General features: G+C 63.6%; 21 protein-coding genes and 2 tRNA genes. 16 read left to right on the top strand and 7 right to left on the bottom strand.

Annotated elements, in window-relative coordinates; translation table 11 throughout:
- Positions 1-4 precede the first annotated feature (4 nt).
- Positions 5-223, top strand: a complete 219-nt coding sequence (locus PcP3B5_RS13545; protein WP_043273722.1) for a hypothetical protein — start codon at positions 5-7, stop codon at positions 221-223.
- Between the two features lie 126 nt (positions 224-349).
- Here the strand turns inward: PcP3B5_RS13545 and PcP3B5_RS13540 are convergent, their stop codons facing one another.
- Positions 350-565 carry a hypothetical protein gene (locus tag PcP3B5_RS13540; RefSeq protein ID WP_009619935.1) on the bottom strand — a complete coding sequence of 72 codons (216 nt, stop codon included), beginning with the start codon at positions 563-565 and terminating at the stop codon, positions 350-352.
- 195 nt (positions 566-760) lie between these two features.
- A tRNA-Leu gene (locus tag PcP3B5_RS13535) sits at positions 761-847 on the bottom strand.
- Between the two features lie 410 nt (positions 848-1257).
- Here PcP3B5_RS13535 and PcP3B5_RS13530 point away from each other — a divergent pair.
- Complete coding sequence (locus PcP3B5_RS13530; RefSeq protein ID WP_052267801.1) at positions 1258-1677, top strand: LytR/AlgR family response regulator transcription factor; 420 nt, start codon at positions 1258-1260, stop codon at positions 1675-1677.
- A gap of 305 nt (positions 1678-1982) precedes the next feature.
- Here PcP3B5_RS13530 and PcP3B5_RS13525 read toward each other — a convergent pair whose 3' ends face one another.
- Positions 1983-2408, bottom strand: a complete 426-nt coding sequence (locus PcP3B5_RS13525) for a styrene oxide isomerase (RefSeq protein WP_058489395.1) — start codon at positions 2406-2408, stop codon at positions 1983-1985.
- 431 nt (positions 2409-2839) lie between these two features.
- On the opposite strand from PcP3B5_RS13525, the gene PcP3B5_RS13520 reads away from it, so the two are divergent.
- The 6 genes from PcP3B5_RS13520 to PcP3B5_RS13490 all read left to right on the top strand — a co-directional run bounded on the left by PcP3B5_RS13520 (position 2840) and on the right by PcP3B5_RS13490 (position 7758).
- Positions 2840-3190 (top strand): hypothetical protein, encoded by a 351-nt coding sequence (locus PcP3B5_RS13520; protein ID WP_009619928.1) that lies wholly within the window; start codon positions 2840-2842, stop codon positions 3188-3190.
- A 2338-nt stretch (positions 3191-5528) separates the two neighbouring features.
- Positions 5529-5666, top strand: coding sequence for a hypothetical protein (locus PcP3B5_RS13510; RefSeq protein ID WP_237143091.1), 138 nt, complete (start codon positions 5529-5531; stop codon positions 5664-5666).
- A gap of 79 nt (positions 5667-5745) precedes the next feature.
- Positions 5746-6060 carry a type II toxin-antitoxin system RelE/ParE family toxin gene (locus PcP3B5_RS13505; protein WP_043317089.1) on the top strand — a complete coding sequence of 105 codons (315 nt, stop codon included), beginning with the start codon at positions 5746-5748 and terminating at the stop codon, positions 6058-6060.
- A 2-nt stretch (positions 6061-6062) separates the two neighbouring features.
- Positions 6063-6368 (top strand): helix-turn-helix domain-containing protein, encoded by a 306-nt coding sequence (locus PcP3B5_RS13500; protein WP_009619925.1) that lies wholly within the window; start codon positions 6063-6065, stop codon positions 6366-6368.
- Between the two features lie 391 nt (positions 6369-6759).
- Positions 6760-7044, top strand: coding sequence for a hypothetical protein (locus tag PcP3B5_RS31995; protein ID WP_203228552.1), 285 nt, complete (start codon positions 6760-6762; stop codon positions 7042-7044).
- A 195-nt stretch (positions 7045-7239) separates the two neighbouring features.
- Positions 7240-7758 (top strand): site-specific integrase, encoded by a 519-nt coding sequence (locus PcP3B5_RS13490; protein ID WP_338052366.1) that lies wholly within the window; start codon positions 7240-7242, stop codon positions 7756-7758.
- Positions 7759-7827: 69 nt separating this feature from the next.
- Here the strand turns inward: PcP3B5_RS13490 and PcP3B5_RS13485 are convergent.
- A tRNA-Cys gene (locus PcP3B5_RS13485) sits at positions 7828-7901 on the bottom strand.
- Positions 7902-8473: 572 nt separating this feature from the next.
- Here PcP3B5_RS13485 and PcP3B5_RS13480 point away from each other — a divergent pair.
- Positions 8474-9322, top strand: coding sequence for an amidohydrolase family protein (locus PcP3B5_RS13480; protein WP_043317100.1), 849 nt, complete (start codon positions 8474-8476; stop codon positions 9320-9322).
- Between the two features lie 94 nt (positions 9323-9416).
- On the opposite strand, the gene hemN is transcribed toward PcP3B5_RS13480, so the two are convergent.
- Entirely contained in the window at positions 9417-10802 is a 1386-nt protein-coding gene (hemN, locus tag PcP3B5_RS13475) for an oxygen-independent coproporphyrinogen III oxidase (RefSeq protein WP_043317102.1), read from the bottom strand.
- A gap of 196 nt (positions 10803-10998) precedes the next feature.
- On the opposite strand from hemN, the gene PcP3B5_RS13470 reads away from it, so the two are divergent.
- Both PcP3B5_RS13470 and PcP3B5_RS13465 read left to right on the top strand, forming a co-directional pair.
- On the top strand, positions 10999-11208 hold the full coding sequence (locus PcP3B5_RS13470; protein ID WP_009619863.1) for a hypervirulence associated TUDOR domain-containing protein: 210 nt from the start codon (positions 10999-11001) through the stop codon (positions 11206-11208).
- Between the two features lie 12 nt (positions 11209-11220).
- Entirely contained in the window at positions 11221-11769 is a 549-nt protein-coding gene (locus tag PcP3B5_RS13465; RefSeq protein WP_061561550.1) for a DUF488 domain-containing protein, read from the top strand.
- 4 nt (positions 11770-11773) lie between these two features.
- On the opposite strand, the gene PcP3B5_RS13460 is transcribed toward PcP3B5_RS13465, so the two are convergent.
- Positions 11774-12523 (bottom strand): succinate dehydrogenase iron-sulfur subunit, encoded by a 750-nt coding sequence (locus tag PcP3B5_RS13460; protein ID WP_058072347.1) that lies wholly within the window; start codon positions 12521-12523, stop codon positions 11774-11776.
- A 222-nt stretch (positions 12524-12745) separates the two neighbouring features.
- On the opposite strand from PcP3B5_RS13460, the gene PcP3B5_RS13455 reads away from it, so the two are divergent.
- The 3 genes from PcP3B5_RS13455 (at position 12746) to PcP3B5_RS13445 (ending at position 16871) form a co-directional block, all read left to right on the top strand.
- Positions 12746-13300, top strand: coding sequence for a sigma-70 family RNA polymerase sigma factor (locus PcP3B5_RS13455; RefSeq protein WP_061561549.1), 555 nt, complete (start codon positions 12746-12748; stop codon positions 13298-13300).
- Positions 13300-14289, top strand: coding sequence for a FecR domain-containing protein (locus PcP3B5_RS13450; protein WP_061561548.1), 990 nt, complete (start codon positions 13300-13302; stop codon positions 14287-14289). Before PcP3B5_RS13455 ends, PcP3B5_RS13450 begins: the two co-directional genes overlap by 1 nt.
- Before the next feature lie 170 nt (positions 14290-14459).
- Positions 14460-16871 carry a TonB-dependent siderophore receptor gene (locus PcP3B5_RS13445; protein WP_338052364.1) on the top strand — a complete coding sequence of 804 codons (2412 nt, stop codon included), beginning with the start codon at positions 14460-14462 and terminating at the stop codon, positions 16869-16871.
- Between the two features lie 293 nt (positions 16872-17164).
- On the opposite strand, the gene PcP3B5_RS13440 is transcribed toward PcP3B5_RS13445, so the two are convergent.
- Positions 17165-17584, bottom strand: coding sequence for a hypothetical protein (locus tag PcP3B5_RS13440; protein ID WP_043274036.1), 420 nt, complete (start codon positions 17582-17584; stop codon positions 17165-17167).
- Positions 17585-17819: 235 nt separating this feature from the next.
- On the opposite strand from PcP3B5_RS13440, the gene PcP3B5_RS13435 reads away from it, so the two are divergent.
- A complete protein-coding gene (locus PcP3B5_RS13435; RefSeq protein ID WP_058072349.1) occupies positions 17820-18377 on the top strand; it encodes a type 1 glutamine amidotransferase domain-containing protein in 558 nt (185 codons plus the stop codon).
- Positions 18378-18411: 34 nt separating this feature from the next.
- A complete protein-coding gene (locus PcP3B5_RS13430; protein WP_009619847.1) occupies positions 18412-18717 on the top strand; it encodes a YgaP-like transmembrane domain in 306 nt (101 codons plus the stop codon).
- Positions 18718-19125: the final 408 nt, after the last annotated feature.

Below are 19125 nucleotides of genomic sequence, written 5' to 3'. Positions count from 1 at the left end.
CAGCATGAATCCTGGCACGTTCGTCACACTCATGATTTTCGGCTGGCTGCTGCTGGCGGGCGTCACCCTGTGGGCCTTCCTGCGCGTGCCCATGCGCCGGGCCCGGCTGCATTCGCGCAGCGAGGCCCAGGCCCACTCCCACGAGGCGCCGGCACCCCAGGCGCAGCCGCAGGCGGCCCCGCGCAGGCGCCATGCCGGCTGGCTAACGTGGAGTCATCGCTGAGGCGGCAGCAGGCCGCCGTCATTCAGGCTTTTCGGAAACCCCGCACAGGCTCCTGCCCCGGCTTTCTCGCCCGACGGGCGAGGCTGGACAGCCCCGGAGCAGGCCGGCTCCCCCGGCTACCCGGCCTCAGGCCAGGCGAATGTCCGCGCCGGTGACCTCGTCGCGCAGGGCGCGCAATTCGGCTGCATCCTGGTTCAGGTGGTGGATGGCCTTGAGCAACCGCTGGCGCAGCAGTTCGTCGGGCACTTGCTCCACGGCGCGCATCACTTCGATGGCAGTGGCTTCGTTGTTGCTGGCTACCGAGTCCAGCACCTTGCGGATGTTGCGGGCTGCACGTTGCACGTTAGGTCCTCATGACAAAGTGCGAGCACCCTAGGACAACAATATTTCTCAAAGATTTCAGCGAGTTGCATTCTGACCAATGGTCAAGCGCAGGCCCCGTGCGCAAGCCGGCGGATGACGCGGCGGCAGGCATCGGCGGCGCGGCCGATTGTCACGCTGCCGAATCGGGAAGCTGGGAATGCAGAGGGGGGATTCTGGTGCTCGGAGCGGGACTCGAACCCGCAAGACCGTGAGGCCGGCGCATTTTAAGTGCGCTGTGTCTACCAATTTCACCATCCGAGCCGGGCGGGCATTGCCGAGGCCGGAAGAGCGCGGCCACCGGGCAATGTGGAAGGGCCGAGACTATACCGAGTCGACTCGTTGCGGTAAAGCCGGGACCATGGGCGTAAGCGCTTGATGGCACAGCCGATTCCCTTCTTTCCGGGCGCCCTGCACAAGGGACTAGTCGGAATTACCGGCTTTTTGCCATCTCCCCTGTCGCATAAGCTGCCCACCCACGGGGCGGAAGGGAAGCCGACTCCGTCTTGGGCCGCATTACCCCGGATGCGGCCGCTTTTTCTTCCGCCACCTTCCCTGGACAGCCGAGCAGCGTGAACCCAATCACATAACCGTCGAAAAGCCAGCACAGAGCCATCATCGGTACAAGACTTTGACGTTCAGTGGATCACGAAACGCCAAACAGGAGAGGTCCGATGAGGCAACGTATTGCCACCCGCGTGGGCAGGTCCCTGGTCGTCATCGAAACCAAGGACATCACGCATTTCAGCGCGGAAGAAAAGTATGTGACGGCCTTCACCGCCAAGGGACGCATCCATTTCGACGCCACCCTGAAGGCCCTGGAAATCGAGTTCGCGGAGGAGTTCATCCGCATCCATCGCAGCCACCTGGTGCGCCGCAGCCTGGTCAGCAACCTGCGCTGGGACGCCTATTCGGCCAGCATCGGCATCGACGGCACGGAAACCCGCCTGCCCCTGAGCCGCCAGCGCGTCGGCGTGGTTCGCAACCTGCTGCGGGCCCGCGACGGAGCGACCGTGATCGCCACCCTGGACGGGTCGCTGCCACCTTCCATGCTGGCCAGCCCGCAGACAGCCCCTGCCCTGCGGGCTGGCTGACGAAAGAGCGTATCGCTCGACCGCCTGCAATATCAAAGCAACATCACGCTTCTATACTGCATGAAGGCTGACGGACCAGCCCCCATCGGTAGTACGAAGAAGCCTCGCCTCGCCGCGGGGCTTTTTCCTTTCCGCTATCCATCGTTCGAGTGAAAACTTGCATCAGCTCAAGGTATGAGCGATTCGCATACATGCAATCGAGGATGTATGTTTATTTCGCTGTCGCGTAATGGCAATATGCCTGGCCCTCTTGCTGAGGACATGGCCGGCCGAGCAGGGACGCGACGGCCAGCCACTCGCCCTTCTCAGCGCGCCACCCTGCCGCGCAATCCCCAGAGCAGCAGTCCGATGGCGACGATGATCGCCAGGCCGACGCTGACGAAACCAAGGGTCACCAGCAGCTCCTGCCAGGGCTCCCCGCTATGCCCCGCGGCGGTGACGGGCGACATGGCCGCGGTGCCGAAAACCGCGGCGAGCAAGGTGAAGGCCCAATTGGCATAGGCGCCGTAGAGCAATGCGCAGAAAGTGACACCCTGCCACCTGCGCGACAGCGCCACCTCACCCCAGATCGCCCCCAACGCCAGCAACAGCAGGCCATTGAGGATGCCCTCCAGGTGGGCCGCCAGGGCCATGCGCGGATTGCTCAGCTGCGCCTCGACCAGCCCGGTGAGCAGGCCGAGCAACAGCAGCAGCAAGCCGTGCCAGAGCAACCGCCGATTCACGCCAGCCATGCCGGGCCCCTCCGCGATCGGGCTTTCCCTTCACTCTAGACGGCGCGGCCTAGCGCAGCGGCAGCCAGCCGGGCGCGATGTTTTCGTATGGGAGCAGCAGATAGGCCGCCAGATAGCAGGCGATGAAAAGGCAGGCGGCGGCCACGACGAGCCATTCGAAGCGCGACATCTCTCATCCTTGAGCAGCGCAATTCCAAAGTGCCAGTATGCCATGACGAACCATGGATGGCATCCGGCATTCACCGGCAGGCAAGGAAACGAGCGACGCAGCGCCGGGCCCGGTAGAATTCCGCCGCCCCGGGAACCGGAACGGCTGCGGCCGGTCTGACACCGCCAGCGAATTCACATTGCGGATCGCCCTGCGATCCGGACGCTCCATCGACCATCCCGGGCGGCAAGCCTGCCGCCCTTCATCCCTCGAGGTTAGCAATATGCGCAAAGCACTCCCCGCCCTGGCCCTGAGCCTGCTCTTCGCCCAAGCCGCCATGGCCGGCGGCGGTACCCAGGCAGCCGTCGGCGGTGGCCTGGGTGGCGCCCTGGGCAACGTCGTCGGTCAGCAACTGGGCGGCAGCACCGGTGCCGCGATCGGCGCCGGCGTCGGCGGCGCGGCAGGTAGCGCGGCCACCGCCAAGAAAGGCAGGAAGACCAAGGCCGCCATCGGTGGCGGCCTGGGCGCCGCCGGTGGCTCGCTCATCGGCAACAAGCTCGGCGGCAGCACCGGCGCGGCCATCGGCGCCGGCCTGGGCGGCGCGGCGGGCGGCGCCCTCGGCGGCAAGAAGTAAATCCAGCGCCGCACCGGAATGCCGAAGCCCCGTGGGCACGAACCCACGGGGCTTTTTCGTGTGCGCCGCAAGGGCAGAGCGCTTAGTCCGAGGAGACGAAGCCGTGTTCTCTCCGGTGGCCTGAATTTCTGCATCGATCCCAGTTCGACGAGCGGTAGTGGATCATTTCACCCATCACCCAGGCTCGCCGGAATCATCGTTTTCCTCGTCGACCACATACAACCTGACCTTTGGAACGCCCAGGCTGTCGACCTTGCTGTAAATCTCAGCCCAGTGCTCTTTCGTCAGCGAAGGGCACATCACCGGAGCGTGAAGATACATGCCGTGCTTGCGGATAGCCGGCAGGGCCTGAAGTAGCCTTTTGACCTCATGCGCCACTCGCAGAAATGAGCGACCGTCCTGCACCACCTAACAGGCCCAGGAAAGGATATATAAATAGTTTTTTTGAAGCACAGCTTCGTAATGGCCGCGCTCCCTAGACCCTCATGATTCCAGCGCAAAGAAAGGCGGATGTAGAGCTCGCCTCGTCAGTTCGGGATAATGAAGTTTTATTGTTCATAAGAAATCGCAACTTATTTTCTGTTCAGACTTGGCCTGACGAGGAGAACAACACTGTAAAATCCAGAGCATCCATTGATGGGCAGCGGTGGCGTTACTGGCAGGGAGACACAGGTTACGATTATCTATTTCAGCAATTCTCAGCGGATGCCTAACAGATACTCAATGACCTAGATAGCCGGAACCCTGATTATTAGCGCGCTGCCCACCAAAGCCCCTTTAGCTCCACCGCCGCCACCACAACCACCCAAAAACGACTGATCAAATAGTCAAGGATCGGCCATGTACTTCAAAACAGCCACGTTCATCGATCTAGTCCAGTGGCTATGGGACAACGCGGCTTCAGGCATCTGGAGCACCTTCTGCGTCTGGGCCATAGTCCGCTTACTCCGCAAGGCTCAGTGGATCGCAAAATGGCTCACAAATAGAGCTCCTGCTTTCCTCCGCAAGGTGCGACTTAAGCGCTCGAATTGGATTCGCAATTCTTTCAGGCACCTGAAACTAAGAAACCTTAGGTGGATCCGCAAGCATCGCTTCGACACAGCGTGGATCGGACGTGAAGTCAGCCGAGGCCACACCTCTCAGATTCTGTTTTTACTTTGGCTTGGGCTATGGGTTCTCGCAATGGGACTACGAGACTCATTCATTTTTTCCGATGTGCCGCTCGCACGTACACCAGGGGTAGCCGTGTTGGTTGCATGTCCAATGTACCTGTTCGAGATTGCCTGGATACGCTACTCCGGCCGGGCGGAAGAAATCATAAAGTATCGCCAATCCGTTAAAATCTGGCGATTTAGACACTGAACTCCTGAAACAACTAGGTCCACACTAGGCGCTTCAGGCTCGGGCGCAACGCAAAAGGTTGCAGCGTCATCCGAGCAACTTGTCCCACGGAAGATTCCCAGACAGGTATCCAGCAGCAAGCATGATGCCGATCAGCCAGAGCGCCCAGAAGCGCGGCGGCGACAGCTTGTCAGTCATGATTCGCACCTCGCGAATGATCTTGCTAAGATCCACGAATGTTCTGCTCCTTGGGTCTGACAAGGGGTGGAAATAGAAACCCTCGTGAGCCGGCCAGCTCTCGGGGGTTTGTTTTTTGGCCGGTGAGCAAATCGTGCCGTCACGACCTGCCAGGACAAAACCCTACAGGGGGTGACGCTCATTGCCGTGTACTTCACTTTCGCTTCGGTATGCGCCCAGTGTCTTTTGGAAAGGGCGAAAATTCACTCGCCGAACCTTGTAGCTGTGAGAGCTACAGGGCATAGCTTCTCTCTTGATCCGCAACCCGGCTTTTAATCAGGTTTAAAGAACGTATCGCCAGAAACGACGAAGCCCGCGCTAGGCGGGCTTTTCGTTGGGCTTGGGGTTAGGCCGCTTGTGGGTAGATCAGCCGGAGCTGGCCCGGCAGCCCGAACGCCTGCATGCATCTGACTTCGAAGTCCTTGCGGTCAACCGAGCTATCCGCGATCAGCGTGACCTTGCGGATTTGCTGGTCGAGCCAATCACGGCCTCCGTCGGTCAGCCTGCGCTGTCTACGGCAGTACTTTTCGTACAGAACCTAGGTCCAGAGGTTTGGGCCAAGTGCTGATCCAGCAACCATGCGGGCTTCAGCCGAATTTACCCTGCATTCAGGGCCAGGCAGGCCCAGCCTCTAGCCAAAGGTCTACGCTGAAACCTCTGCCCAGGAGGTTGCCATGGCCGACTCCCCCTCCCCGCCCTACTCTACCGCCTCAACCTGAACATCAACGCCATCGGCTCGGCTGTCGAGGAGCTGGCGACTTTGGTTGAGCAACGAGGCTCAACCGAAACCTCGGACGCCGTGAAGCTCCATCTGGAGACGCTGATCGAGAACGCGGACGCCATGGCAGGCGCCATGGCCGATCTGGCAATCCAGGAAGCCAAATCCGATCCTGAGTAGCTGCACAGAAAGCCAGTATTGAATCTAGTACCACTATTAGCTACAGTTTGCCATACGCCAATGACGCACGAAGAAACGGATGATCTTCATCGAAACGCCAGTCTTCACGAAGCGGATTCTCGCGCTAGTAGACGATGAGACCTATCGCAAGCTTCAGGAAGACCTAACGCTCCACCCGGACGCCGGAGCAGTCATTGAAGGCACGGGTGGCGTGCGCAAGATTCGCATTGCTGCCAATGGACACGGGAAAAGAGGCGGCGCCCGGGTCATCTACTACCACTTCACATCCGCCTCTCAAATTGCATTCCTGCTGGTCTATGACAAGGCATCGCAGGAGGACCTGACTGCCGATCAGAAAAAGGTACTTCGGCAGATCGTTGAGAACTGGAGATAGCCATGGACAAAGAACTCTTCGCTGAACTGGTCGAAAGCGTGACCCAGATGGACGAGATCGTGCGCGGCGAACGTCAACCTTCCCGCGAATTCCACATCGACGCCGTGAAGGTTCGCGAAATCCGCCGCGCTACTGGCCTGTCCCAGGCCAAATTCGCCCGGAAAATTAATGTTGCTGTCGGCACGCTGCGCAATTGGGAGCAAGGGCGCCGCGATCCCGAGGGGCCTGCTCGCGCGCTGCTCCGAGCCATCGATAATGATCCGGTCCATGTTCTAGCTGCCCTGAACGGCGGCCCGCGAGAAGACTAACTCTTCCGCTGCCCCCAAGCCGGCCTAGTGCCGAGCTTTTCGTTTCTGCCAGCCCTTCCCTCCCGGCTCTGCTCTGAGCTGATGACCGCCCTGCCCCGGCTCTGAATCCGTTGTAGAGCCGGCCATAGCAGCCTCACATTAAATTGTAGTGCTACCTTTGGCCCGTAGTTTGCTCGGGAGAGCCGCATGGCTCGCACGAAGGTTCCTTTCGCCAAGGTAGCGATGCTCAGCCTGGCGCTGAGCATTTCGACCTCATACGCCCAGTTGGCAGCGCCCCTCCAATTGGACAGCCAGAAGGCCGGCAAGCAGCATCACAAGAGCTTGCCCAAAAGTCCAAGATTCGTGAGGACATCAAGCGAGCCATGGCCGCTCTCGGCCAATAGCGCGATAAGTGCCGGATTCGCTGCTCAACGAGCAGCCCTTCACCGAGATCGTGCAGACCTTACGCCAGCTAGAAGAGGCCGTGCCTGCCGATAGCACCCTATCTGGCCTACCCGTGATCGGTGAAAAATACGACGCCCTGCGCCGAAACCTGGCCAAAGTCCGCGCCATGGCTGTTCAGAACGAGATCCTCTTCAACACCGCCCCGGAAGTATTCCAGAGCGATGTCAGCAGCGAAGGGCTCAAGGCCTTGGCTGACCTCGGCACCGAACGTCTATATCGCCTGGTGAGCTGATCACCAGGATGGCGGTCATCGTAGGGTTCAATCCCGAAACCTACACCGAACTCTTCCAGGACGTCCTGAAGGATTATCAGCGACAGGATGTTGAGCACCGGATAGGTGCGTTCGATCTTCCGGCGGAGCCGGATGAAGGACATCCGCGACACACGATACTGACAGCGGCTTACGGTCACGATGGTACGCGACGCAATGGACCTAACCTACCTGACCGGCCAGCGTCCGGCTGACACACTCAAGGCGTGTACCGGCGACCTGACGGTCGAGTTCCTCCTGGTAGCGCAGGGCAAGACGACGAAGAAATTGCGCATCCTCCTTGAGGAGAACGGCCAGCGTACTGGGCCGGGCACCTTCATTGATGACCTGCTGGAGCGCCGCAAGTTGGCCGGTATCACGAGTTCACGGCTGATCACCAACCCCGACGGGGTGCGGTTGAGCTACGCCATGTTGCGCAATCGGTGGCAGGAGTCTAGAGCGGCCGCCATGCAGGCTGCGATCGATGCTGGAGACTCTCCCCTCGCCCATCGAATCAAGCAGTTCAGGTTCAGCGATATCCAACCGAAGGCGGCAAGCGAAATCGATGACCTGACCGACGCCAGCAAACTACTCGGGCACTGCAGGAGCAAATTACGAAGACCGTTTATCGGCGTGTCGGCGAGGTTGTCAGCCCGACACGTTGACGCGCGGATAGTGGAAATGATTCTGAAATAGTGGAAATCGCCGGGCTTACAGCGGGCAAAGAAAAAGCCCCGTAGACCTTGATCTACGGGGCTTTTCTGTTGGAGGCTGAGGTCGGAATCGAACCGGCGTTCACGGATTTGCAATCCGCTGCATAACCACTCTGCTACTCAGCCTTTGAACCTGGCAAACCGCGCTGCGGTTCGCTGCAATTCTGTTCGGCTTGGCTTTCTTTCAAGCTCTAACCTATTGATTACACAGAGTTTTCATCGCCCTGCGCTTTCGATGGCCGGGATTATGGACTAATGGGACAAGGCTGGCAACACCTGAGATTAAATTTCTTCATTCGCCTCTGAAGACTCACCTGCCAGCCTCAGGGCTCTCGATCGGCATCTTCCTCAAGGCCGTCGCCCACCCGTTCTGAAATCACTTGCGGCAGGCCGGGCCAACTGTTGGCCCGCCGACAGCGCCCCAACAGAACAGTTGGAAGAACAACAGTAAAAGCCTGGCAGAAAGCCACAACCCCCGAAATCACTGAGGTATGCCAGTGGCACAGGGATTGCCTCGGGGCATCACCGCTTATTTCGGGAACACCTCCCATGGCCCCCTTCCCTGCCAGGTGAACGGCGCCAACCGATGCCAACGAGGACAGCAACATGAGTCTGGACGCTTTCCGCGCCCCACCCTCTTCCAGCGACAACCGCCAGCCAAGCCTCTCCCGCGGCGAGCGGAAACAGGAGCACGGCGCATGAAGATCATCGACATGCGCTGCCGCCCGGCCTTCCTGCATCCGTTCTTCGGCGCCGTGCCCGGCTCGGCCGAGCACGCCACGGCGCGCTGGCTGAACCGGCGCGTCGGCACTCGTGGCGACGATGCCCACTTCGAACGCTCGCTGACCCAGGAAGGCTTCCTCGCCGAGGTGCGCGACGCCGGCCTGCACAAGGCCGTGGTGGTCGGCCGGCACACGCCGGCGCAGCACCTGCCCAACGAGCGGATCCACGCCATCGTCGACGGCCACGCGCAATTGCTCGGCATCGGCTCGGTGGACCCGGCGCTGCAGGGTGTGGAAGGCGCGCTCGCGGAGATCGACCATGCGATCGACGACCTGGGCCTGGCCGGCATCGACCTGGAGCCCGGCTTTGGCGAACCGGCGCGGCACCCGGACGACGCGCTGTACTGGCCGATCTACGAGCACCTGCAGAAGCGCGCCATTCCATTGTTCCTGATGAGCGGGCCGACCACGCCCGACCCGACCTACAACGACCCCGGCCGCCTGGCGGCGGTGGCCCGGGCCTTCCCGGACCTGCGGATCGTCGTCTACCACGGCTTCTGGCCCAACGTGCAGCAGGCCATCGGCCTGGCGTTCCGCTACGAGAACGTCCACCTGGTGCCGGACATGTACCTGTTCCTGCCCGGCAGCGAAGCCTACGTGCAGGCCGCCAACGGCTTCCTCGCCGACCAGTTGCTGTTCGGCTCCTCCTACACCTTCAGGCCCATTCGCCAGAGCATCGAGGACGCCCGGCGCCTGGGCTTGAGCGAACACGCCCTGGAGCGCTTCTTCCATGGCAACGCCGCGCGCCTGTTCGGGCTCGACTGAGTAGCGCGAAGCCCGCCGGGGAGCCCGCTCGGCAGCGGGCCCCCGGCGGGCGACGATAGGAAGACCGCCGGCCAGGGCGGCGCCGTGGCCCGCCTCAGATCGTGCGCGAGAAACGCTCCTGCTGCTCGCCGCCCAGGTAGGCGTCGAAGGCCATCGCCACACTGCGCATCATCAGCTGGCCCTGGGGCAGCAGGATCAGCGCGTCGTCGCGCAGCTCCACCAGCCCGTCGTCGACCTGCTCCTGCAACTGCCGCAGCGAGCCTGCGAAATACTCGCTGAAGCGGATGCCATGGCGCGCCTCCAGCGGCGCGTAGTCCACGCGGCCATGGCACATCAGCGCGCCTATCACCTCGCGGCGCAGGCGGTCGTCGTCGGTCAGCCGGTAGCCCTTGTGCACCGGCAGCAGGCCCTCGTCGAGGCGCGCGTAATACTGCGACAGCTCCTTCACGTTCTGCCCGTAGGTGTCGCCGACCTTGCTGATCGACGACACGCCCAGGGCGATCAGGTCGCAGTCGGCATGCGTCGAATAGCCCTGGAAGTTGCGTTGCAGCGTGCCCCTGGCGCGGGCCACGGTGAGTTCGTCGTCGGGCAGCGCGAAGTGGTCCATGCCGATGTACGCATAGCCCTCCCCCGTCAGCCGCCGGATAGTCAGCTCCAGCAGCTCCAGCTTGCGCTCGGGCGGCGGCATGTCCTCGCGGCGGATCAGCCGCTGCGCGCGCACCCGCTCGGGCAGGTGGGCGTAGCTGTAGGCGGCGATGCGGTCCGGGCGCAGCGCGATGATCTTGCCCAGGGTGGCGTCGAAGCTCTCCACCGTTTGCAGCGGCAGGCCGTAGATCAAGTCCACCGAGACCGACTTGAAGCGCGCCTCGCGGGCGGCCTGGACCAGGTCGAAGATCTGCTGCTCGCTCTGCACGCGGTTGACCGCGGCCTGGACCTTCTCGTCGAAGTCCTGCACGCCGAAGCTGAGGCGGTTGAAGCCCTGGGCGCGCAATTCGGCGATGCGTTCGCGGCTGATGGTGCGCGGGTCGACCTCGATGGAGAACTCGTGGTCGTCGCTCTCGTCCAGGTTGAAGTGCTCGCGCAGGCTGTCCATCAGGTCCGACAACTGTTCGCTGGTCAGGTAGGTCGGCGTACCGCCGCCCAGGTGCAACTGGGTGAGCTTGCGCGAGCCCTCGAACAGCGCCGCCTGCATGGCAATCTCGCGCTTGAGGTAGTCCAGGTACTCCACGGCGCGGTGGGTCTTCTGGGTGATGATCTTGTTGCAGGCGCAGTAGTAGCAGAGGCTCTTGCAGAACGGGATGTGGATGTAGACCGACAGCGGCTTGGCCGGCGCCCGGTTGCTCGACCGGGCGGCCTGGCGATAGTCGTCGGCGGCGAACGCGCCATGGAACTGCGGCGCGGTGGGATAGGAGGTATAGCGCGGGCCGGGGCGATCGTACTTCTCGACCAGCGCGCGGTTGAAACTCATCGACTCAGACATGGCACGGCTCCTCGGACGCTGGCAGTCTGTCGCTGCAAGTCGTCCGTCCAAAGATACACCCATGTGGGCGTTGCGCCTCCTGAGCGGGATCAAGAACTTCCGCCGGGCGCAGCTCGGCTTCGCGCATCCAGGGCGAGCTAGACTGTCCGTGCTGGCAGCGCCAGCGGTTAGCGCAACGTCTTGAGGAGCCTGCACGATGACCAGGAGATTCGAGATCGGCGATCATGTGAGCTGGAATTCCGAGGCGGGCCGCGTGTCGGGGACGATCATCGCCATCCATACCCGCGACTTCGACTACAAGGGCCACCGCCATCACGCCTCGGAAGACGATCCGCAGTACGAGATCAAGAGCGACAGGACCGACCACATCGCGGCGCACAAGGGCAGCGCCCTCACCCTTGTGTGATGCTGGCGGCCCGTGAAGCTTCCGTTCTTCACCATCGGCCACTCCAACCGAAGCCTCGAGGCCTTCGTCGAGTTGCTGCGCGGGCCCGACGTCGGGCTGCTCGTGGACATCCGCAAGGTCCCGCGCTCCGCGTCCAACCCGCAGTTCAATGCCGATACGCTTCCCGGGGCGCTGGCCGACTGCGGTATTGCCTACGAGCACCTGGCCGCGCTCGGCGGGCTGCGCGGCAAGGCCCGGGGCCTGCCGGCGCAGGTCAATGGATTCTGGGACAACCGCAGCTTCCACAACTATGCCGACTACGCGCTCTCGGCGCCGTTCCAGCAGGGCCTGGAGCAGTTGCTGGAAGCCGGGCGCCAGCGCCGCTGCGCGATCATGTGCTCGGAAGCCGTGTGGTGGCGCTGCCACCGCCGCATCGTCAGCGACTACCTCATCGCCAGGGGCGAGGCGGTCTTCCACATCATGGGGGAAGGCCGCCTGGAGCTGGCCCGGTTGACGCCCGGCGCCGTCGTCCAGGCGGATGGCTCGGTGGTCTATCCCGCGACTGGTTCGCCGCCGGCGTGAGCGGCTAGGTACCGCGCTTCAGCAGCATCCTCTCGATATGCCCGATGGCCGCCCGCGGCTTGAGCTTTTTCGGGCAGAAGGCGATGCAGTTGTAGATCGAGCGGCAACGAAACACGCTGAACGGGTCGTCCAGCGCCGCCAGCCGCGCCTCGGTGGCCGTATCGCGGGAGTCGACGAGGAAGCGGTAGGCATTCAACAGGCCCGCCGGGCCGATGAAGCGCTCCGGGTTCCACCACCAGGAGGGGCACTGCGTCGAGCAGCAGGCGCACAGGATGCACTCGTACAGGCCATCCAGCCTGGCCCGCTCCTCCGGCGACTGCAGCCGCTCAATGGCCGGTGGCGGCTGGTCGTTGATGAGGTAGGGCTTTATCCGCTCGTACTGCCTGTAGAACGTCCGCATGTCGACGACCAGGTCCCGTATCACCGGCAGGCCGGGCAATGGCCGTATGACGATGTCCACCTCGCCGCGCAACGGCCTGATCGCCTGCCCGGATGGCAGTTGCCCGCCGTGGAGCAGGGTCGAGACGCTGGTGATGCAGGCCAGGCAGTTGGCACCGTTGATGTTCATGCCGTCGGAGCCGCAGACGCCTTCGCGGCAACTGCGCCGGTAGGTCAGCGTCTGGTCCTGGGTTTTCAGGTGCTCCAGCAGGTCGAGCACCATCATGTCCTCGCCCGGCTGCAGGTCGTAGGTGTAGTCCTGCAGGCGCGGCGCTGCATCCTGTTCCGGGAGATAACGGTAGATACGGACTTTCATCTCGCTCGCCTCCGGGCCGATTTCCAGCGTGGACCTTCCAGGCGATCTCGCCGGAGCTTCTGTCGACAGCCCAGGAATTATACGACTCATCGATACGAGCTGCGCCGGCAGCGGCGCCGAGTTGCTGGCCAATGGCAAGCTATGTGATGATTAGTATCGATTCTCATTTACCAAAAGACTCTGATGGCCGCGGGACACCACCCGGCGGCGTGGTGACTGTCTGTGAGCTCATCTGCCTATGCCACTCCTCCATCGCTGGAGACGCTGTACTGCGACCATCACGGCTGGCTGCAGGCATGGCTGCGCAGGCGCCTGGGGCACGCCAGCGATGCCGCGGACCTGGCCCACGACACCTTCCTGCGGCTGATCGGCGGGGCCAGCCAGCCGCGCTTCGCCAGCATGGCCGAAGTGCGCGCCTACCTGCGAACCACCGCCAAGAACCTGTGCATCAACCTGTGGCGGCGCCAGGAAATCGAACGCGCCTGGCTCGACACCTTGGCGGCGCTGCCGGAAGAGCAGTGCCCCTCCGCCGAGCGGCAGGCCGCGGTTCTGCAAGCCCTGGAGGAAATCAGCTGCATGCTGCAGACGCTGTCCACCAAGGCGGCACGGGCCTTTACCCTCGCCGTGGTGTGCGAGATGACCGACGACGAGGTCGGCGCGCAGTTGGGGGTTTCCGGGCGCATGGTGCGCAAGTACGTGGCCCAGGCCATGCTCGCGTGCCTGACGTTGCGCGCCGGCGAGACGGCTGCCGCGTTGCGCCAGGAGCCGCTCTACTGATGGCGAACCCCGGTCACGAAAGCCCCCTGCCCTCGCACGCCGTGCTGGAGCAGGCGGCCTACTGGTACGCCACCCTGCGTGACGGCCAGGCCAGCGCCCAGCAGCGCGCCCACTGGCAGGCATGGCTGGGCGCGGATCAGATGCACGAGCAGGCCTGGCGTTATGTCGAAGGCGTCAGCCGCAACTTCGAGCCGCTGCGCGGCCGGCCCGACACGCACCTGGCCGCCGATGCGCTGGGTATCGCCGCCGAACGCATGCATTCGCGCCGCCGGCTGCTGACCGCAATGGCGGCCGTCAGCACTGGCACCCTGTGCGGCTGGCTGGGCTGGCGGGAAGCGCTGTTGCCGCCCGCCCTGATGGCCTGGGGCGCGGATTACCGCACCGCCACCGGCGAGCAACATGAAATAACCCTGGCCGATGGCTCCCGCGCCTGGCTCAACACCGCCAGCGCCATCGACCTGGCGTTCAGTGCCCGGGCTCGCCGCGTCACGCTGGTGCGCGGCGAGGTGTTCATCGCCACCGCCAAGGGCGCGCGCCCCTTCTACGTCGAGACCGGGCATGGGCGCCTGCAAGCGCTGGGCACACGCTTCAACGTGCGCTGCGAGGGCGAGCGAACCTGGCTGGCCGTCTATGAAGGCGCTGTGGAAATACGCACTGCCAAGGGCGCCGTCCGCGTGCTGAAGGCCGGCCAGCAGGCGCATTTCAGCGCCAGCCACATCGGTGACAACCAGACCGCCGACGCGGCCCGTGAAGCCTGGACCCAGGGCTCGCTGCTGGCCGACAACATCTCCCTGCGCGAGGTGGTGCGGGAGTTGCGCCGCTATCGCCACGGCCACCTCGGCGTTGCCGATGAGGTGGCCGACCTGCGGGTGTACGGCAACTTCCCCATCCAGGACTCCGAGCGCGTGCTGCGCATGCTGGCCTCAGCGTTGCCGATCCGTATCGAACAGCCCCTGCCCTGGTGGGCGAGCATCGAAGCCCGGCGCTGAGCCGGGCGGGCAAAAAAAAATCGGAAAAAGGGTTCCGGGTTTCGCCCGCTCGCTGGTTTACCCAGTGAGAAGACGTGAAACATCGCCGCATCGGCGCCTCGAGGGGCCGTATGGCATCGGCTGTTGAGGGTCTTCGCTCATCAACCCTTGTCCCCAGAGGAATGCCGTCCATGTCCCTCCGCTGTCACCCGCGCGCTGCCCACCCGGGTGTTGTCGCACACGCTTTTGCCCTGCGCCCGCTGACCCTGGCGCTTCACCTGGCGCTATCGGGCAGCGCCGTGGGCCTGGCGGCCTGGTCGCCGGTCGCCATGGCCGGGGACGGCGTCGTGGCCAGCGCCGAGCGCAGCTACGACATTCCCGCCGGCCCGCTGACCAGCGTGCTCACGCGTTTTTCCCGCGAGGCAGGCGTGTATCTGGTCGGTGCCGGCAGCGTGGCCGAGGGCGTGACCAGCCCGGGCCTGCAAGGCAGCTACACGGTGTCGGACGGCCTGGCCGCGCTGCTTTCCGGAACCGGCCTGGAGGCCGTTCGGCAGGCCGATGGCAGCTATGGACTGCAGAAGGCGCCAGGCGCGGAGCCCTATCGCCTCGCTCCCGTCATCGTCAACGCCCAGGCGGTAGCGGACGACCCCGCAGCCTCGGTGGTGACCCGGGAACTGTGGGTCGGCGGCAAGGTGGCGACCAACATCCAGAACACCCCGGCCTCGGTTTCCGTCGTGACCCAGAAGGAAATCGAGCAGCGCAGCGCCAGCACGACCGAGGAAATCCTGCAGTACACCCCGGGGACCATCACCGACTACTACGGCACCGATGACCGCAACGACTACTTCCTGATTCGCGGCTTCCAGGCCACCACCTACCGCGATGGCCTGACCCTGGGCTCGATGCGCGGCGTGCGCGAGGAGCCTTTCGCCTATGAGCGCGTCGAGGTGCTGCGAGGCGCCAACTCCACGCTGTTCGGCCCGGCCGACCCGGGCGGCTCGGTGAACTTCGTGACCAAGCAGCCGCGTTTCAGCAGGTTCGGCCAGGTCTATGCGACCTACGGCTCGTTCAACCACATGGAGGCCGGCCTGGATACCGGCGATGCGAACGAAGACAAGACCCTGGCCTACCGCTTCACCGGCAAGTTCCAGGACAGCGATCGCGAATACGACCACTCCCAGGACGACAACAACTTCCTGATGGGCGGCCTGACCTGGGCGCCGACGGCCTATACCTCCGCCACCCTGGTGGTGGACCACCTGCGCCAGGACAACACGCCCAACAGTGGCGGTTACCCGATGGACAGGGAGTATGACCGCGACAAGTTCTTCGGCGAGCCGAGCTACAACTTCCACGATGTCGAGCGCACCAACGTCAGCGCCAACTTCACCCATGATTTCGACAACGGTTTCACCCTGCGCAGCAACCTGCGCCACAGCGATCTGAGCGATGAATACGGCTATGCCTATATCAGCGACGCTTCCGGGCATACCGGAACCCTGGTCGACCGTGGCTACCTGGGTTCCGACAGCGACGCCGAGCAGTTCAACGGCAACCTGATGCTGCAGTACGACGCGCGCTTCGAGAACATCGACAGCAGCAGCATCGTCGGCGTGGAATATCTCGACTCCTCCGCCAAGAACGTTTCCGTCTATGGCTCCGCCGACCCGATAGACGTTGCCAACCCGGTATACCGCGGCGTTTCGCCGGCCATCGTCTACCAGGACAAGGACCAGGACAGCACCATCAAGTCGGTGTTCCTGCAGCAGAACCTGTCGTTCTTCGAGCGTTTCATCGTCACCGCCGGTATGCGCAACGACTCCATGGACGTTTCCGAAACCGACCACCTCTCCGGCATCAAGTCCTCGGACAATTTCTCGGAAAACTCTTTCCGCGGCGCGTTGACCTATATCGTCAACGACGAGGTTTCCACCTACGTCAGCATGGTGGAGTCGGTTTCCCCGCCCGAGGTCGGCGTCACCCCGGAGCGCGGCACCCAGTACGAAGTGGGTGTGAAGTATTCGCCGCAGGAGATGAACGCGCTGTTCTCCGCTGCCGTCTACCAGCTGACCCAGGACGATGTCGCCACCGCGGTCGTGCAGCCGAACGGCGTCATCGACCAGCAGACCGTAGGCTCGCAGCGCGTGCGAGGCCTGGACCTGGAGGTCAAGGCCGAGCTGACGGATAACCTGAGCCTAGTCGGCGGCTACTCCTACATGGACACCGAGGTGCTTCGCGGTGCGCTGCAGGTATGGAGCGGGACGGGTTACGAGGTCGTGTCGATCAAGGGCAACCAGCTCGTCTCCGCACCCAGGCACTCGGCTTCGCTCTGGAGCTATTACAGCGTGCCGGGAACGGACGTCAGCGTCGGCCTGGGCGCCCGGTATACGGGGGCCTACTATTTCGGCGACTTCAACGACACCGGCAAGAGCGACGCCACCACGCTGTTCGATGCCGCGTTCAACTACCAGCTCCTCAAGGACACCGACCTGGCCATCAACGTCAGCAACCTGTTCGACGAGCAGCACGTGGTCGGTCGCGGTAGCGCGGACTACTACAACCCGGGCCGCGAGATCACGGCCAAGGTGAGCTACAACTGGTGAGGCGCGGGACGCGCGAGCCAATCGATTCCGCCCGGGTCGCGTGCCCGGCTGCGGCTTGCGCATGGGCGAGACCGCCAATTGAAAAGACCGCCCGGGGCAACCCGGCGGTCTTTCTGTCCGGGGCTCGGCGGAAGGGAGGGCTGGGCGGGATGATTTCCAGTAGTTTTCGCTGGAACGAAAAAAGGGCCTTTCGGCCCTTTTTTCAGTGACTTGCAAATGCCAGTGGACATTGGCGACGATGACTTCGGTGAGCACTTTTCCCCGCAGACCAATGTCTATCGCTGCACCTCGCCTCAGATCATCGGCTTGTCGTCGATTCGGTCCCGCGCGGCGCTTGCGGCCAGGGCGTCGAAGGTTTCCGCGCTCAGCGCCTCCTCGCCCTGCTCGTCGAGCAGCCGGCGGAACACCAGGTGCTCCGGGAAGCTGCGGCCGATCAGCGTCAGCAGGCGCACGCCACGCTCGGTCAGCTCGAAGTTGTTGCCGGTGCCGCCATGGTCTCGCGGCCGGTCCTGGATGAAGCCGCCGTCGAACAGCACGCCCTCCAGGTCGCCGGCCACGCGCTTGATGTGGTCGACGCTGCCGCCCAGCGGCTCGCCCTGGGCCAGGCGTTCCTCGGCCACCTCCTCGCCGTACTCGCGGGCCTTGTAGGGTTCGTCGGCGCATTGCTGGGCGTGTAGCAGCAGTTGTTCGATCAGGTCCCAGTCGTAGCTCATGGCGTGTCTCCCGCGCTGTTCGTTTCGTTGGCTTGCCGGTGTTTCGCGCCGGCCCTGCCTGTTGCGACTGCCCGGCCCGCCATGGGTTCGAACGCACCGAGCAGCGGCGCGCTGTTCCGTTGGGCAATTCTTTCGAACTCGCCGCCGCCACGGCTTCCAAAGCCTGGTGAGTGCCGCGCCGCGAGGCGTGGCCGGCCACTGCGCCCGCGTGGCGCTTCAGCGAAGGAGCCCGATCATGAGTGCGAACCTGCAAGGCAAGAAAGTCCTGATCATCACCGCCAACGCCGGCATCGAGCGCGACGAACTGCTGCGCCCGCTGCAGGCCCTGAAGGATCAGGGCGCCAGCGTCAGCCATGCCAGCATCCAGGGCGGCGAAGCCCAGACCTGGCTCAAGGACAGCGAGAAGGACGTGACGGTGAATTCCGATGCCCGGCTCCAGGGCACCAGCGCCGCGGACTACGACGCCCTGGTGATACCCGGCGGCACGGTCAATGCCGACACCCTGCGCCAGGATGCCGATGCGCAGCGCCTGGTCCGCGAGTTCGCCGAGGCCGGCAAGACGGTCGCGGCGATCTGCCATGGCCCCTGGCTGCTGATCGATGCCGGCGTGGTCTCCGGCAAGACGCTGACCTCCTATTCCAGCGTGCGCACCGACCTGGCCAATGCCGGGGCCGAGTGGGTGGACGCGCAGGTCAAGGTCTGCCCGGCCCAGGGCTGGACGCTGATCACCTCGCGCAACCCCAGCGACCTGCCGGCCTTCAACGAGGCCATCGGCCAGGCCCTGGCGGCCTGAGGCCCATCCACCCATGCAGACAGAGGGACAACAGATGAGTGCACAGAATCTGGGCCGCTGGGAGCGGCTGTTCTCGGTGGCCCTGGGCCTGGCCGGGATGCGCAACGGTTTTCGTCGCGGCGGCCTGCAGGGCTGGCTGGAAGTGGGCGCCTCGGCGCTGATGGTCAAGCGCGGCCTGACCGGCCATTGTCGGGTCAAGGCGGCGCTGCTCGGCCACGGGGACGGGCATGCCGAGGCAGCGCCTGGCGTCATCCCTGGGCCGGCTCGCGAAAGCCAGGAAAAGCGCGTGGACAACGCCCTGGAGGAAACCTTTCCGGCCAGCGACCCCATCTCGCCCTGAAGGGGCGCGCAAATGAGCGGCGTCCCGGCGCGGTCGAACGGCTGCGCCGGGTGCAATCAGAGTGGGAAAAAGAAGCTTCATCCCTGAAGCGAGGCATCTGAACAAAGGAACCGAAGTGATTCTAGGTACAAGCCCAGGGCGCTTCCACATTCATTGAAAATACTGTTGAAACCCTTCACAAGCTCCTGATAAGGCGTGCATTTTGCCATGTAATCCGTGTAATTCGCCTGATATCCACTGGCTATCGCGGCGCTGCCATCGGCAACTTTTCTGCTTATAACCGGCAATGTTAAAAAACCTCACCAAGGTTATATTCAAAATTTCTTCACGCCGGTTTTCCGCCTTGAAACAGCCCGGGGCTTACCTTAGTTTTCCCTTCCGCAACCTGTCGGCGTCTTGCAGAAATCC

Origin of the sequence: Pseudomonas citronellolis, from assembly GCF_001586155.1 — a bacterium.
GTDB lineage: Bacteria > Pseudomonadota > Gammaproteobacteria > Pseudomonadales > Pseudomonadaceae > Pseudomonas > Pseudomonas citronellolis.
This window is presented reverse-complemented; position numbering and strand designations above follow the sequence as displayed.